This is a genomic window from Pseudonocardia cypriaca (assembly GCF_006717045.1).
GTDB classification, from domain to species: domain Bacteria; phylum Actinomycetota; class Actinomycetes; order Mycobacteriales; family Pseudonocardiaceae; genus Pseudonocardia; species Pseudonocardia cypriaca.
In genome coordinates, this window is the sequence record NZ_VFPH01000002.1 from 1,514,614 (window position 1) to 1,529,554 (window position 14,941).

A 14,941-nucleotide genomic window follows, 5' to 3' on the forward strand; every position below is an offset into this window, starting at 1 on the left:
GGCGCGTTCCGGAGCGCGCCGTGTGATCTAGGGATTGGGGTGAGCGTGGCCCGTTGCAGGGCCCGGGGGAACCGGGAAACCGATCAGAGGAAGCTCTGGACGGACTCGAGCAGGGCGTCGGTGGCAGTGGCCAAGCCACTCACGGACGCCACTGCGGCGGCGATGCCGGTCAGCACTCCCGTGATGGTCGTCTTGTTGGGCCGATCCTTGCCCAGCTCGTTAGCTACGACCTGCGTCGCGTCACGCACTTCTTCGGGGTTCTCGAGCCGTCCGGCATCGGCGTCGAGCCGGCGGAGCAGCTCCTCGAGACGGCTGTTGATCTCCGCGCGTGCAGGGTCGGCATGGGGATCGCGTCCTTGGACCGCCCGCGCCCCGCGACCGACGGCCAGCGCGCCTGCGTCAATCCTCCCGCCGCTCATCTGGATACCTTCGTTGGTGGCGTCACGCACGATTCCTCCTGATGCCGTGAATCGGACTCGTCACTTGCCCCTCGATGTCGACGAGGGTTGTGCGGCCCCGCTCGCGCCCCCGGATCGAGCCGCGGAGACCGCGTGACGAACGCCGGCTACAGCTCCCGTGCCGACGGCGAGGCTCTCCGCGTTGATCTGACCACCTGAGACGATCACGCCTGTATTGAGCACTGTGGTCTGACGCTTCCGAAGCTCGCTCGTGTCGATGTCGCTCTTCTCGAGGAACGTGATGATCGCATCGAAGATCTGCTGCTCCACGAGCTTCACGTACATGATCCGGTCGAGCAGTTGGAAGTAGTGTCGAGGGTTCGGCGACATCGAACGCTGCCGGACGGTGGTAACTGCTCCGTAGTCGAAGGTCGGAGACTGCCTGGCGCGGCGGCGCGTCACTACACGCTCTCGCCATCTGGTCCACCGCTCGACAATGCGGTAGAGCACGGCGAACGGGGCAATGACCAGCAAGAACGGAGTCAGGACGATGCTACGCAAAAATATCGCGCCCACCGTGCGCAGGTCGACCTCCCCGTTCATGTCGTCGACCTGGTGGTAGCGCTCCACAACCGGCGGCAAGAGGAAGTAGCTCGCTTCGCAGAATAGGTTCTCACCGGTCACCGAGAACCGGAGGAAGATCGACAGCACGAGCTCGCCACCCCACTCGACGACCTGAACCGTCAGATAGTGCCGGACCTGCTCGGACGGGAAGCGACGGAAGTGATCCACCAGGGCGTCGTCAACCCATGTCGACGGGCGCGACGCCGGGTCGTGAAGGAGCCACCGCTGTGCGCGCGCGTCACGTCCGTTGACGTACAAGCGGCTCTCGGTCCGCAGGCGGTCGAGCCGGAGATCGTGTACCCGCTGTGTCGTGCACGAGTACAGCTCGTCGAGGTTGAACGTTTTCGGTTCGAGGGTGCCCCGGATCGGGTCCTCGCGGCCCCGCCGCGTGTCGACGACGAAGGACCAGCCGCCGATGTCCAGTCCGCACCCGACGAACGGGGAGAAGCCGCTGTAGACGGTGACGTTCGTCCTGAGCCGTTGAACGAGGTCGTAGAGGAGCCGCTCGCGCCGCCCGGACATCCGCGGCCCTCGGTCCGGGTCGAACCGGTCGCGCAGCAGGCGAGGGACAACAACTTCGTAGCGGATGAGGCAGGCCATGAAGAAGACGACGGCCCAGGACAGCAGTACTAGGCGGAGCATGATCTCGAGCAGCGGGCGGGCCGTGTTGACGACCATCAGCGCAGTTGCGATCAGCATCGCCGACAGCACTAGGTCGCGGACAAGTCGTTGGCGCTGCGCGCGAACGCAGTGCCGGATGATCGGAACGATGTCGACGCCGTACGAGGGCGCAGTAGCTCGGTTATGGCCTTCGAGGAGGTCCGAGATGACCCAGCGGGCGAACCGATGATCCGAGTATGCCGCTGCGCACAGGTAGCGGGTCGCCTGCGTCGTCGGGCTCGACGAGCGCTGGGCGGAGGCCGGGTCCAACACCGCTACCCCTGCCATCCGTAGAACTCCACTTCTGGAACAGCGGTGTACGGCGACGACCCGGGTGTCGAGGACAGGATCGTCATCTGCAGCGCGGTCGTGTCGCCAGTGAGTTCGAACGTCTGCAGCTGGGGCGAGTCCAGGAAAGTGACGTCCGTGGCACGACCGTCGTCGAGTGTGAAGCGCGCGGACGCGACACGGCCGTTCTGCCCGAAGCGGTCCACCCAGCTGGCGTTGTCCGTGCTCGCATATCCGGCGATCACACCGATTCCCGCGAGACGCACCGGTCGGCCGAACGCGACCGTGATCGTCTCACCGACCCCGTCGCCGACCGTCCGCCACGCCGTGGACGCATCACCGTCCAGGGCCTTCATGGCTTCGAACGACACGACGCCGCCGCCGTCCGAGACCGGGGGCGCGGTCGTAGACGCGGCGGCCGACTGCGGCACCAGGCGAACGACCTCGCCCACTGCCGAAGGCCCCAGGGTGGGGATCGGGCCGACGGCAGTGCCGGAATCCGCCTCCCCCGCACCAGAGGTGATCGACATCGTGAGGAACGCGGTCATTGACAGCACCAGCGCGGTGAGAACACCCACCGCGGAGAAGATGATGGCAATGACGCCGTGACCTGCACCGCGCCCCTGCCGTGAATGTGCGGCGATGAGCACGACTGCCCCCACGGCGATGCCGACGATTCCCATCAGGACGGCGACGATCACGGGGACCATGCCGACGATCGCGAGGAGCACGACGCCGATCGTCGTCGCGGCCCAGCCGAGGACGTCCTCGAGCTCGCGGGAGAGCAGCCCGTCCACGCGGGCATCCCACCGACCGGTCACCGAGTCGTCCATCTCCAACCCCTGGTTTGTCGGACCAGGAGAGGGCCGGGGTTCTGCGGCTGATACGCCTCCTGCACGTCCGGCCCATCGGTATCTCAGTCGACGCCTCGTCCCTCCTGTCCTCATGGCCCGGCGTGCCGCCGCCGGCGCCGGTTCGCGCGCCGACACAGAACAACGGAGCGCCAGGAGAGCGCGGCCCGAGTACCTTGCCGATCTGAGGCCGCGATGACGACGGAGTTCTTCGGTCCTTACCAACTCGGTGCACTCATCGGTCGAGGCAGCACCGGCGAGGTGCATCGGGCGTACGACATCCGCCGGCAGCGGACGGTCGCGATCAAGCGACTGCGCGCGGACCTCAGCGCCAACCACTCGGTCCGAAGCCGATTCCTCCACGACTCCGAGCGAGCGGCCCGGGTGACCGAGCCACACGTCCTACCGATCCACGAGTGGGGCGAGATCGACGGCCGCCTTTACGTCGACATGCGCTACGTTCCGGCTCCCAACCTCGCCGACGTCCTCACGACATCGGACCCGCTGCCACCCGCACGCGCTGTGGAAATGGTGACACAGGTGGCCAGCGCGCTCGACGCAGTCAACGCGGCGGGACTCGTGCACGGCCGGGTCACACCGGCGAACATCCTGCTGGCGACGGACGTGAGCGGGACACACTGCTACCTGACCGACTTCGGTGCCTCCGCCACCACGCCCGACAGCTACACAGCGCCGGAAGTACTGCGGGGACAGGCGCCTGATCGTCGCTCGGACGTCTACTCGCTCGCCTGCGTGCTGCACACGTCTCTGACCGCAGCGCGCACGGACGACCCGAATGTCGCACCCGAGCTCGCAGGGGTTGAAGCGCGGGGAATGGCCGATGATCCCCGAGCTCGCTATGCCAGTGCGGGCGCTCTCGCCGCGGCCGCGGAGGCCGCCCTGCGCGGCCACGCCTTGCCGACGGGGATCGCACTGGCCGACAGCGCCGTCCTAGGTTCGACAACACAGGCCTTCGACCGTGGAGGGCGCCGCCCAGCCTTCGCGGCGCCCGTCCTCCTCGCCAGCATCGTCCTGCTGATCACTTTGGCGACCGCGATCGGCCTGACGTCGTTCGGAGGCCGAGAGACCGTCCAGCTCGAACCGACCGACGCGATCGGTTTTCGTGCGCCCTTCATCCCGAGGAACGGCACGCCCGGCGTTGCACAGGAGCCGGTGCCGGTCGCCTCGACCGTGTTGCTCGGAGACGCTCCGGGCCTCTACGGGGGCTCTCACGCCGAGATCTGCGATGCCCGGGGGATCGCGATCCATCTCGATGCCCACCCGGAGAAGGCAGACGCGTGGGCCCACGCCCTGGGTATCGGACCCGAGTCGATCGAAAGCCTCCTCGAGAGCCTGACCGCGGTCACCCTGCGTACCGACACCGCTGTCACGAACCACGGGTTCGAGAACGGCGCGCCTGTCCCCTTCCAATCCGTCCTCCAGGCCGGGACTCCGGTTCTCCTCGACGCCACCGGTATGCCCGTGGTCCGCTGCTACTGCGGAAACCCGCTCCTCCCACCGGCGCGTCCGGCGGGCGCCCGCTACGAGGGCCCCCGGTGGCCGGGCTTCACTTCCGAGAAGGTGGCAGTGGTCAGGGAGGCACCCGCACCGGTGACGGAGTTCGTCGTGGTGAACGCCAGCAACGAGGTGCTGGCTCGCCCGCGGGGGTCCGGCGGTCAGCGGGACCGCACCGCCGACCCGGTCATGGTCGATCGCACACTGCGGGGGCCGATCGGTGGCGGTCAGGGCACGCAGACTCCGAGGCCCGCCCCGGCGAGCGGATCGGATCCCCAACCGACTGGAACCGCACCACCGAGCGGATCAACCACGGAACCGACGATCGGGTCGACGACGGCGCCTGCGACCACAGCGCCCGAGGCCGGCCCGACGTCCGACCCGGCACCGGGGGTCACGCCAGGTCCAGGGACGCTGCCGGAGGTCACACCGGAAGCCACATCCCCGCCGCCCGCTCCTGAGCCGGAACCACCGCAACAGACCACGAGGGAACCTGCACCACCGCCCGAACCAGCACCCGAGCCCGAACCCGAACCCGAACCCGAGGACGAACCCGAACCCGAGCCCGAGGACGAACCCGAGGACGAACCCGAACCCGAGCCCGAGGACGAACCCGAGGACGAACCAGATGAGTGACCGCACGGGCGCCGGCCGTCGGAGCAGCTCAACCCCACACAGCGTTCCGCGCGGAACGCCCGGCCGGCAGAGATCGATCGAGCCTCTCATCGAGTTGCCCCGCGAGACGCCGTGCCTCTGGACTCAGAAACGCCGAGCCACAGGAAACGACGATCAGCCGGATCGGGGCCATGTCGGCGACGACCGCCCGACCGACCACGCGACGAGGAGCGCCACGCCGAGCCAGACGGCCGCCCCGGCCCCGGCCAGGACGTGCACGCCGCGGACGAACGCGTTCGGCGCCGCGGTCCCGCCGGCGACGGCGCCGAACACGGCGATTCCGAGCGCGGTGCCGGTCTGGCGGGCGGTGTTGTTGATGCCGCTGGCCAGCCCGGACCGCTCGGGCACTGCGGCCATCGCGGCCGCGACCACGGGGGCGGTGAACAGTCCGGCGCCGATCCCGATCCCGAGGAAGGCCGGTAGCAACGCCAGGTAGCCGCTGTCCGGTTCGAACAACGCGAACCCGGCGGCTCCCAGTGCGGCGACCAGCGCCCCGCCGAGCAGCGGCGGGCGCGGGCCGAACCGGGCGGTCAGCCGTCCGGCGAGCGGCGCGAGGAACGCCAGCGGCAGGAACATCGGCAGCAGCGCGACGCCTGCCGCGACCGGCCCGCGGTGCTGGACGCCCTGCAGGAACAGCGTCGTGACGAACAGCATCCCGTTGAGGACGAGGTTCATCGCGCCCGCCGCGACGTTCGGGCCGACGAATGCCGGCCTGCGCAGCAGGTCGAGCGGGAGCATCGGAGCGCTCGCGCGGCGCTCGCGCACGACGAACCCGGCCACGCAGCCGGCCGCCACGAGCAGGCCGACGACGGTCACCGCACGGAACCCGTGCTCACCCGCGTCGATGACGGTGAACACGGCGGCCGCCAGGCCGGCCGCGGCCAGCACGGTGCCGGGGGCGTCGCCCTCGCGGTCGGGTCGGCCGCACCCGGCGGTGACCAGCCGGGGGACGGCGACCAGCGCCGCGAGCACCACGGGGACGTTCACCAGGAAGACCAGCCGCCACCCACCGGAGGCCACGAGGAACCCGCCCAGCAGCGGCCCGGCGGGTAACGCCAGCGACGACACCCCAGCCCAGATCCCGAGCGCCCTGGTCCGGGCAGCGCGGTCCGGGAAGGCATCGGTGATCACCGCCAGGCTGCCGGGCAGCAGCAGGGCCGCGCCGACGCCCTGCGCGGCCCGCGCCGCGATCAGGGTGCCCGGCCCGGCCGCGAGCCCGCAGGCCGCCGACGCCGCCCCGAAGATCCCGAGTCCGGCGAGCACGACCCTGCGGTGCCCGATCCGGTCACCGATGGTGCCGCCGGCCAGCAGCAGGCCTGCGATGGCCACGGCGTAGGCGTCGACGATCCACTGCGTGGCGGCCGGGTCGGCACCCAGCCCGCTCGCGATCGACGGGAGCGCGACGTTGACGACCGTGACGTCGAGCAGCACCAGGAACATCCCGACGCACATCACTGCGAGCACAGCCATGCGACCAGGGTGACCCGCCGACACTTCAGCCGCGGCCGAAGTGTCGGCGCGCGAGACTGGTGCCATGACCCAGGCGCCCACGCCGCAGACGCGCGGCGAGTGCGACGTCGCGGCGATCGCGCGGCTCTTCGGCGATCCCGCACGGGCGCGCATCCTCATGGCACTGGCCGACGGCCGGTCGCTCCCCGCGTCCGTCCTCGCCGCCGAGGCGGGCGTCTCACCGTCGGCGACCAGCGGCCACCTCGCCCAGCTGCGCGAGGCGGAGCTCGTGGTCGTCGAACGGTCGGGCCGGCACCGCTACCACCGGCTCGCCCGCAGCGAGGTGGGCGAGGCCCTCGAGGCGCTCGCCGCCCTCGCCCCCGCTCAGCCGATCCGCTCGCTCCGGGAGCACACCCGCGCCGCCGCGCTGCGCAACGCCCGCACCTGCTACGACCACCTGGCCGGGCGGGCCGGTGTCGAGGTCACGGCGGCGCTCGTCGCCCGCCGCGCTCTGGAGACCGTCGACGGCGTCCCCGACACCCGCCGCCGCGACGGGGACGCCCTCTCCGCCCAGCTGCCCGCCCACCCCTACCGCCTCGGACCGGAGGCAGAGCCCGTGCTGGGCGCGCTGGGCGTCGACCTCGACCGGCTCCGCGCCCAGAAGTCCCGCCGCCCGCTGCTGCGCTTCTGCCTGGACTGGAGCGAGCAACGCCACCACCTCGGCGGACGCCTCGGGGCGGCGATGCTCACGGCCTTCGTCGACCGCGGCTGGGTCACCCGCACCCGCAGGCGCCGGGTCCTCGACCTCACCGACCGAGGCGCCCGCGCCCTCCACGACGAGCTGGGGATCGGCTCAGCCGGCGCGTAGCGCGAGCTCCCGGCGGTGCCGGCCGACGGTCGGGACCGGGCGGCGGGCTGCCACGACGGTCACCACCGCCAGCAGCGCGGTCATGGCCGCCGTCGCACCGAACGCGGTCCACGTGGCGGCGTCGGGGTGCACGAGGGACTGGCCACGCAGGGCCTGCCACGCCGTGATGACGAAGATCCCGGTGTAGCCGAGGATCACGACGCCGGTCAGCCGGGCGCGCACGCGTTCGCTCCGCAGCCATGTGACCCGGGCGGCGAGGACGCCGAGCACCAGCACCGCGAGCACGAAGACCTGGATGGCGTGCAGACCGAGGAAGTGCGGGACGCGCAGGTCGCCGCCCTGGGTGCTCCAGTTCGTGATCGGCATGCCGCCACCGTCGGGCACGCCCACGCCGTGCGCACCCGACAGCGTGACCGGGCGACCGTAGGCGTCCTCGACGGTCCTCCGTCCCTCGCTGCTCGCCCCGACGATGAAGAACGCCACGGCCATCCCGAGCGTGGCCAGTCCGATCCCCGCACGCAGCGCCCACGTCAGCGGCCGCTCGCCGACCTTCTGGAAGAGCAGCATGACGGCGATCAGGAGGCTCGCCCCGAACAGCCCGATCACGCCGGACGAGAAGACCTTCTGGCCGATCTGGTTGAACGGATCGGTGTTGACGTTGAAGTGGCTGTACGTGCCGCGTGCGGCCTGGATCGCGATGAACCCGACGTCGACGAGCCCGGTGGCGGCGAAGACGGTGCCGAGCGTCCACATGGTGCGCCGGGCCCTGCGCAGCTTCGGCAGCATCCACGCGAGCGTCGCGCCGTAGAGGACGAACGACACCGCGAACTTGAACGGCTTCGCCCAGATCGACTCGTGCAGGAGCTCCCGCCCGTCGACGACGAGACCGACGCCCGCGACGACGACGAGGCAGGCCATCGCGGCCACCATGACCATGAGCGGCCGGTGCCACGACCGGACCTCCGAGACGGTGATGGACAAGGGGTCCCCCAGCTGCAGCGGCCTGTTTTCCACACCGCAAATGCTGGTCGCGACCAGGGGAAAGAGCACTGGAGCGCGCAGGCGTCCCGGGGTGGGGAGAACCCCCGTTCAGCGCGCGACGGCTCCCGGTTCCAGCGCGCTCGGGTGGTGGGCGAGGACCGCGTGGTGGTCGCCGCCGTGCGGTCCGACGTGGACCGTGGCCGCCACGAGCCTGGGCACGTCGTGCAGCAGCCGGTGCTGGACGGCGGTTGCGATGTCGTGGGCCGCGACGACGTCGAGGCGGGCGTCGACGGCGACGCCGACCTCCGCACGCACCCGGTGCCCCGACCAGCGCAGTCGCAGCTCTTCGACGGCCAGAACGCCGGGTACGGCGCGGACAGCCGCTTCGGCCGTGTCGACGAGCCGGGGGTCGACGGCGTCCATGAGCCGCCGGTAGACGTCCACGGCCGCGCCGCGCAGCACCACGAGGATCGCCACCGTGATCAGCAGCCCGACGATCGGGTCTGCCAGCGGGAACCCGGCGAGCACGCCGAGCGCGGCCGCGACGACGGCGAGCGAGGTGAAGCCGTCGGTGCGGGCGTGCAGCCCGTCGGCCACCAGCGCCGCCGACCCGATGCGCCGCCCCACCCGGATGCGGTGGACCGCGACGAGCTCGTTGCCCACGAACCCGATCACGCCGGCGGCGAGCACCGCCCCGACGTGATCGACGGGTTGCGGCTCGAACAGCCGGTGGACCGACTCGTAGCCCGCGACGACGGCGGACAGCGCGATCATCGCCACGATGAAAACCCCGGCGAGGTCCTCGGCCCGCCCGTAGCCGTAGGTGTAGCGCCGCGTCGCGGCGCGGCGGCCGAGCACGAACGCGATCCACAGCGGTACCGCCGTCAACGCGTCGGAGAAGTTGTGGATCGTGTCGGCCAGCAGCGCCGCGGAACCGGACAGCACCACGACCACCAGCTGCGCCAGTGCAGTGGCACCGAGCACGAGCAGGCTGGTCCTCAGCGCACGGATGCCCTCGGCGCTGGCAGCGAGCGCGGCATCGACCGAGTCGGCGGAGTCGTGGCTGTGCGGCCGGAACACCGCACGCATCCGATCTCGGAACGAGTGCCCGTGCCCATGCCCGTGCGATTCCACGAGCCGAATGTGCAGGAATCGAGAGGAAATCGCAAGGAAACCGTCGCGATGCCAGATTCTTGCATTCAGCTCTTTCCAGCAGGTGCATCCCCATTGTTGCCGGCACGGCTGATCAGCAACGCCAGCTGCTCGGCGTAGCGCTCGACCAGCTCGGGCGAGCGGGCGTCGGCCCCGAACAGGCCGCGGGCGAGCTGCGGGTAGACGGCCAGGGCGTTGGCCGCGCTCGTGGCGATGAGGTGCAGCACCGCCGGGTCCAAACGGTCGTCGATCTCGCCGGCCCGCTGGCGCTCGCGGATCACCTCCACCTCGTGTTGGAGCCGCGCGTCGCGCTCCCGCGCCTCCTCGCCGTCGTCGTCGCCGGTGTCGGCGAGGCCGTCCCAGGCCAGCAGCCGCCCGCCGAGGTTCTCGACGCTCGCCCGCACGTACCGCTTGACCATCTCACCCATGGGCGTGTCGTCCGGGATCTCCTGCGCCTCGTAGGCCCGCCACCGCCGGTTCATCTCGCGGTAGAGGCCTTCCTTGCCGTCGAAGTAGTACGCGATGAGCTGCTGGTTCACGCCGGCGCGGGCGGCGATCTCGGAAACGCGGGCCCCGGCGAAACCCTTGGCCGCGAACTCCGCGGTGGCGGCCTCGAGGATGCGCGCCTTGGTGCGCTCCGGATCGCGCTGCCGCTCGTGCGCAGCAGGCGCCCGTCGGCCCCTCGGTGCCCTGTTCTCCGTGCTCACCCGGGGCATTCTGCCGAAGAACCGGACGATCCCGGCCAGGGCGCTCAACGTCGGAGCCGATGGCCCGAATCCGACCGTCCGGCACCGGCGTGCACATGGCGTGGAGGCCGTGCACATGGCCGGCGGTGTGTGTCGTGCCGGGAAGGTGTGCACGGTGGGAGCCTGGAGGTCCGGCGGCCTCTGCGGGACGCCTCGTCCCTGGGTTGGTCCGGCCTGACCGTGCGCGGATGAGCTGGGGTGTGAGGGTCGGGACCACAGCAGGTCCCGCCAAGAACCCGGCAGAGCACCCGAGAGGCCGGGAATGGTGGCGAGCGCCGAGAGACCCGAGCCGGGAACGGCGCGCCCACCGGCGGCTCACTGACCAGGCCGACCCGACGAGAACCGACCAGAACGCAGGGACCGCGCCGCCGGGCGACCATGATCCGAACTGGCGGTTGCCCATGGCTGTACCGACAACCATGAACGCCCGATACACCGGATCACGCCCATCAAGATCGCGTGTATCGGTTGTCCACGGTTGTCACCGCAGCCATAGCGAACCGCTACAGCGGATCATGAAGGCGAAGCGGCGGCGCGTGACCCGTCGGAGACGCGCCGCTTCGAGCGCACTGGGCCACCACGGGCCGACGACTCGTCGCCGGAACGTGGTCGCCGGTGCCGGCCATCCGCAGGCATGAGCACATTCGACCTGCCACCCACCCCGCCCCTGCCCGCCGAGGTGCGGGAGCGCGTGCTGCGGACCGTCGACGCCGGCACCGGCGGTCTCGGAGCAGGCCCCATCGCCGTGGCCGTGGTCGTGCTGCTCGCGGTGCTCGCCGTGATGAGCTCGGTGGCGCTCACCGTCGACGTGGCCGGTATCGACCCGCTCGCTCGGCCGGCCCCCACGTCCCTTCCGACGTCGCCTCCTCCGACGACCGTGACATTGAACTTGCCTTGACAGGCATATACCCGGAGAGGCATGCTCGCCACATGAAGGAGGCGGCCTGGTCGGCACTCGTCGACCCGAACCGCCGGGCGATCCTCGAGATGCTCCGGCAACGGCCGTGCGCCGTGGGCGAGCTGGCCGACGAGCTCGGCTTCAGCCAGCCGATGACGTCGAAGCACCTGCGGGTGCTGCGCGAGTCGGGCCTGGTGTCGGTGCGAGTGGATGCGCAGCGGCGCATCTACGCGATCGACCCCGGCGGCATGGCCGAGCTGGACGCGTGGCTCGCGCCGTACCGGCGGCTGTGGAACGACCGGCTCGACGCCCTGGGTCGCCACCTGGACCACAAGGAGGAGACATGACGGACCGCGGAACCTTCGTCGACTTCGACGGCCGGCCCGGGGTGAGGTTCGAGCGCACCTACCCGCACCCGCCCGAGCGCGTCTGGGCGGCGATCACCGAACCGGGCGAGCTCGTCCACTGGTTCCCCTCGGCGGTGTCGCTGGAGCCCCGCGTCGGCGGAGCCGTGACGTTCACGGCGGACCCGAACGTCGACGACGGGTCGGGGTCGGTGCTCGCCTTCGACCCGCCCCACCTGCTCGCCTACACGTGGGGCGGCGACGAGCTGCACTTCCGGCTGGAACCGACCGGTGCCGGCGGGTGCACGCTGACGCTCGTCAACGTGCTGGAGACGCGCGACGCGGCCGCGCGCAACGCCGCCGGCTGGACGGTCTGCCTCGCCGAGCTCGGCAAGCAGGTCTCGGGAGCGGTCGCCGACGGGCCGCACAGCGCCGCCGCCGAGCCGTGGGAGCCGCTCTACGACGAGTACGTGGCAGCGGGCATGCCCGCAGGTGCCCCGATCCCCGGCCGCTGATGTCCCGCGACCAGGCCGTGCGGCCCGCACCGGTCACCCGCGGCGCCTGGCTGGTGCTGGCCGCCACCGCGCTCGCCGGGATGATGGACGGGATCGACGCCACGGCGCTCGCCGTGGCCAACCCCGTCCTCGCCCGCGACCTGCACGCCGGCCTACCGGAGCTGGAAGCGCTGACCGTCGGCTACATGCTCGCCATGGCGATGGCACTGGTCCCGGCGGGCGCGCTCGCCGACCGCATCGGCCACCGCCGCGTCTTCCTCGCCGGGCTCACCGGGTTCGTGATCAGCTCGCTGCTGATCGGCCTGACCGGGGCGGTCCCGGCGATGATCGCGCTGCGCGTGCTGCAAGGTGCTGCGGGAGCCATGCTCGCGGCCAGCTCGCTCGCCCTGCTGCGCCATGCCTTCACCCCCGAGCGGCTCAAGGTCGCCATCGGGCTGTGGAGCTGCGGCCTCGCCGTCGCCCTGCTGGCCGGGCCGTTCATCGGCGGCGCGCTGGTCCAGTTCGTGCACTGGCGGGCGATCTTCTTCGTCAACGTGCCCATCGGGGCCGTCGCGTTCGCCCTCGCGCTCGTCCCGGCCGCGGCGGACGGCCACCGGCCGCAGCCGTCCCGGTTCGACACAGCGGGCGCGGTGCTGCTCACCTGTGCCGTGTTCACGCTGGTCGCCGGCATCACCCGCGCGCAGGTCGACGGCTGGACGGCGCCGGTCCCGCTCGCCGCGCTGGTCGGCGCGGCGGTGCTCACCGTCGCGTTCGCGCTTCGCGAGCGGCGCGCCGCCGACCCGCTGCTGCCACCCGCCGTCGTCCGCTCCCGGCGCCTCCTCGTCGCCCTGGCCGTGATCATGTCGGCGGGGCTGGTGCACTTCGGCACGGCCTTCTACTACGCCCTCTACCTCCAGCAGGTCCGCGGCTTCTCACCGGTCGCGGCCGGAGCCGGGCTGCTGCCGCTCATCGGGCTCGTCGCCGTGGGCGCACCGGCCAGCGGCCTGCTCAACCGCCGCTACGGCCCCGGCCTGCCCATCGTCAGCGGGCTCGGCCTGCTCTGCGCCGGCGCGGCCGGGCTGTCGGCCTTCGGTGCCGACGCCGCGCTCCCCGTCGTGCTCGCCTGCGTGCTGCCCATGGGGCTGGGGATCGGCCTCGCCAACCCCACGGCGGTGGAGGTCGCCATCAGCGCCGCTCCTCCGGAGCACGCCGGTCGGGTCGCCGGCCTGCAGCAGACCGCGCTCATGGTCTCCGGCAGCCTCGGGGCCGCGGTCTTCGGCTCGATCATCGCCGCGGACGCGCCCGAGTTCGCCGGCCGGGCCGTCGCCGTCGACGCCGGCCGTTTCATCGCCGGCTTCGGGAACGCGACGCTGTTCGGCGCGGCCCTCACACTGCTGGCCACCGCAGTCGCGGCAGCCACGTTCCGGGCGAGGACGTAGGTCAGAGCCAGAGCACGATCTGGCGGAGGACGACTGCGGCGAAGAAGACGACGATGAACGCCAGGTCGATCCCCACGGAGCCGAACCGGACCGGCGGCAGGATCCGCCGCACGGGGGCCAGTACCGGCTCCGTGACGGCGTGGGTGACGCGCTGGGCGGTGCGGCGCCACTCGGGCTCCGGACCGGACGACGCCACCGCGACCCAGTCGACCACCGCCCGCGCGACCAGCACGATCTGGAAGAGCAGCAGCACCGTTCCGAGCAACGCACCGATCGCGGACATCCCGATCTCCTCCCGGTTCCTGACCGGTGAACGTCGAACGGGGCGCCAAAGTGTCCGGATCGTCCCTCCGGGTGACGTCACCCAGCTGGGATCGTCGCGGCGCCGACGGGCGAACGGCCGGCACGGGCCAGGACCTTCTCGTAGAGCCGCAGGTAGCGATCGGCCATCCGCGCCGGGGTGAAGCGACGCGCGGCCTCCCGGCGGCACTCCCCCGGGTCCAGCCGACCGGCCTCGTCGAGAGCGGCCGCGAGCGCGTCCTCGTCGCCCGGGTCGACCAGGAACCCGGTCCGGCCGTGCTCCACCAGCTCGGGGAGGCAGCCGCGCCGGTATCCGACCACCGGGGTGCCCAGCGCGAGTGCCTCGACCACCGCGGTGCCGCCCGGCTCGTCCCAGTCGATCGGGAAGAGCGCGGCGACGGCGGATGCGACGAGCTCGTCCCGCTCCGCGCCGGCGACCGTGCCGACCCAGCGCACGCGGTTGCCGTCCACCAGCGGCTGCACGTCCTCCCGCCAGTACTGGACGTCCGGGTTGTCGCGGTCGGTACCGTCCACCTCGCTCGTGCGGTGGCACGGCCCGACCGGACCGGCGAGCACCAGGTTCCGGCCCGTGCGGTGGGCGATGCGGGCGGCCACGTGCTGCCCCTTGTAGCGGGTGACCCGGCCGAGCACGACGACGTGGTCGCCCTTCCGCGCGGCGGGGCGGTGCTCGGCGCCCACCGCGAGCGGGGTGGCCAGGTGCACGTGGCCGACGCTGAGCGCCCGCAGCGCTCGAGGAGCCCGCGCCAGCTGGGCGAACGACACGCCGTTGACCCAGAGCCCACCGCCGCCCTCGATGCCCCCGTACAGCGCGGGGTGCTTCCCCAGGTCCCAGTGCAGCGTGTGCAGCACCGGGGGCGCCTCCCGCCCGAGCGCACCGAGCACGGTCGGCCCGAGCGCCTCCTGGTGGTCGTGCACGAGCGTGATGTCGTCGCGGCGGCGCAGCTCGGTCACGACCCGGTGCAGGTGCGCCGCCGCCACCCCCATCACCCGGTTGAAGGGGCGCTGCAGCTGGGCGAACTGCCCGTCGTCGAACACGGAGATGCGTTCGTCGACGGGCAGCGTGCTCGTCCCGACCGTCGCCAGCACGACCCGGACGCCGCGCTCGCGCAGCTCGGGGACCAGCGCAGCCACGACGTTCTCGATCCCGCCGTATCCCGGCGGCGGGACGGCGAGCCACGGACCCGCGTTGACCAGGACGGTGATGCCCATGAGCGCAGAATCCCCGCTTCGATCCATGT

The 14,941-nt window shown here is 71.8% G+C and carries 15 protein-coding genes; 6 read left to right on the forward strand and 9 right to left on the reverse strand.

Annotated elements, in window-relative coordinates:
* Nucleotides 1-83: 83 nt before the first annotated feature.
* Genes FB388_RS24870 through FB388_RS24880 form a run of 3 tightly spaced genes read right to left on the reverse strand, consistent with a single transcriptional unit; the run spans nucleotide 84 to nucleotide 2,767 of the window.
* Nucleotides 84-449: a DUF5955 family protein gene (locus tag FB388_RS24870; protein ID WP_142104586.1), complete on the reverse strand. Its 366-nt coding sequence runs from the start codon at nucleotides 447-449 to the stop codon at nucleotides 84-86.
* Nucleotides 450-479: 30 nt separating this feature from the next.
* Nucleotides 480-1,970, reverse strand: coding sequence for a hypothetical protein (locus tag FB388_RS24875; protein WP_142104587.1), 1,491 nt, complete (start codon nucleotides 1,968-1,970; stop codon nucleotides 480-482).
* Entirely contained in the window at nucleotides 1,958-2,767 is an 810-nt protein-coding gene (locus FB388_RS24880) for a discoidin domain-containing protein (RefSeq protein ID WP_142104588.1), read from the reverse strand. The genes FB388_RS24875 and FB388_RS24880 overlap by 13 nt, the downstream gene beginning before the upstream one ends.
* A gap of 249 nt (nucleotides 2,768-3,016) precedes the next feature.
* On the opposite strand from FB388_RS24880, the gene FB388_RS24885 reads away from it, so the two are divergent.
* Nucleotides 3,017-4,972 carry a serine/threonine-protein kinase gene (locus tag FB388_RS24885; RefSeq protein WP_142104589.1) on the forward strand — a complete coding sequence of 652 codons (1,956 nt, stop codon included), beginning with the start codon at nucleotides 3,017-3,019 and terminating at the stop codon, nucleotides 4,970-4,972.
* A 153-nt stretch (nucleotides 4,973-5,125) separates the two neighbouring features.
* Here the strand turns inward: FB388_RS24885 and FB388_RS24890 are convergent, their stop codons facing one another.
* Nucleotides 5,126-6,481 carry an MFS transporter gene (locus FB388_RS24890; RefSeq protein WP_142104590.1) on the reverse strand — a complete coding sequence of 452 codons (1,356 nt, stop codon included), beginning with the start codon at nucleotides 6,479-6,481 and terminating at the stop codon, nucleotides 5,126-5,128.
* 64 nt (nucleotides 6,482-6,545) lie between these two features.
* Between FB388_RS24890 and FB388_RS24895 the strand changes: the two genes are divergently transcribed.
* Nucleotides 6,546-7,328: an ArsR/SmtB family transcription factor gene (locus tag FB388_RS24895; RefSeq protein WP_142104591.1), complete on the forward strand. Its 783-nt coding sequence runs from the start codon at nucleotides 6,546-6,548 to the stop codon at nucleotides 7,326-7,328.
* Here FB388_RS24895 and FB388_RS24900 read toward each other — a convergent pair.
* From FB388_RS24900 to FB388_RS24910, 3 genes are all read right to left on the reverse strand, one after another.
* Nucleotides 7,314-8,342, reverse strand: a complete 1,029-nt coding sequence (locus FB388_RS24900) for a hypothetical protein (protein ID WP_211362209.1) — start codon at nucleotides 8,340-8,342, stop codon at nucleotides 7,314-7,316. The two genes, FB388_RS24895 and FB388_RS24900, sit on opposite strands and share 15 nt — an antisense overlap.
* A 75-nt stretch (nucleotides 8,343-8,417) precedes the next feature.
* Nucleotides 8,418-9,398 (reverse strand): cation diffusion facilitator family transporter, encoded by a 981-nt coding sequence (locus tag FB388_RS24905; RefSeq protein WP_142104592.1) that lies wholly within the window; start codon nucleotides 9,396-9,398, stop codon nucleotides 8,418-8,420.
* A 110-nt stretch (nucleotides 9,399-9,508) separates the two neighbouring features.
* The gene (locus tag FB388_RS24910) at nucleotides 9,509-10,168 is read right to left on the reverse strand and encodes a TetR/AcrR family transcriptional regulator (protein ID WP_170225819.1); all 660 of its coding nucleotides are present in this window, start codon (nucleotides 10,166-10,168) and stop codon (nucleotides 9,509-9,511) included.
* Between the two features lie 673 nt (nucleotides 10,169-10,841).
* Between FB388_RS24910 and FB388_RS24915 the strand changes: the two genes are divergently transcribed.
* The 4 genes from FB388_RS24915 to FB388_RS24930 are packed head-to-tail and all read left to right on the forward strand — an operon-like array spanning nucleotide 10,842 to nucleotide 13,382.
* A complete protein-coding gene (locus FB388_RS24915; protein WP_142104594.1) occupies nucleotides 10,842-11,105 on the forward strand; it encodes a hypothetical protein in 264 nt (87 codons plus the stop codon).
* A 32-nt stretch (nucleotides 11,106-11,137) separates the two neighbouring features.
* On the forward strand, nucleotides 11,138-11,452 hold the full coding sequence (locus FB388_RS24920) for an ArsR/SmtB family transcription factor (protein ID WP_142104595.1): 315 nt from the start codon (nucleotides 11,138-11,140) through the stop codon (nucleotides 11,450-11,452).
* The gene (locus tag FB388_RS24925; protein ID WP_142104596.1) at nucleotides 11,449-11,964 is read left to right on the forward strand and encodes an SRPBCC family protein; all 516 of its coding nucleotides are present in this window, start codon (nucleotides 11,449-11,451) and stop codon (nucleotides 11,962-11,964) included. The genes FB388_RS24920 and FB388_RS24925 overlap by 4 nt, the downstream gene beginning before the upstream one ends.
* A complete protein-coding gene (locus tag FB388_RS24930) occupies nucleotides 11,964-13,382 on the forward strand; it encodes an MFS transporter (RefSeq protein WP_142104597.1) in 1,419 nt (472 codons plus the stop codon). The genes FB388_RS24925 and FB388_RS24930 overlap by 1 nt, the downstream gene beginning before the upstream one ends.
* A gap of 1 nt (nucleotide 13,383) precedes the next feature.
* Here the strand turns inward: FB388_RS24930 and FB388_RS24935 are convergent, their stop codons facing one another.
* Complete coding sequence (locus tag FB388_RS24935) at nucleotides 13,384-13,665, reverse strand: YggT family protein (protein WP_142104598.1); 282 nt, start codon at nucleotides 13,663-13,665, stop codon at nucleotides 13,384-13,386.
* 77 nt (nucleotides 13,666-13,742) lie between these two features.
* The gene (locus FB388_RS24940) at nucleotides 13,743-14,912 is read right to left on the reverse strand and encodes a glycosyltransferase (protein WP_142104599.1); all 1,170 of its coding nucleotides are present in this window, start codon (nucleotides 14,910-14,912) and stop codon (nucleotides 13,743-13,745) included.
* Nucleotides 14,913-14,941: the final 29 nt, after the last annotated feature.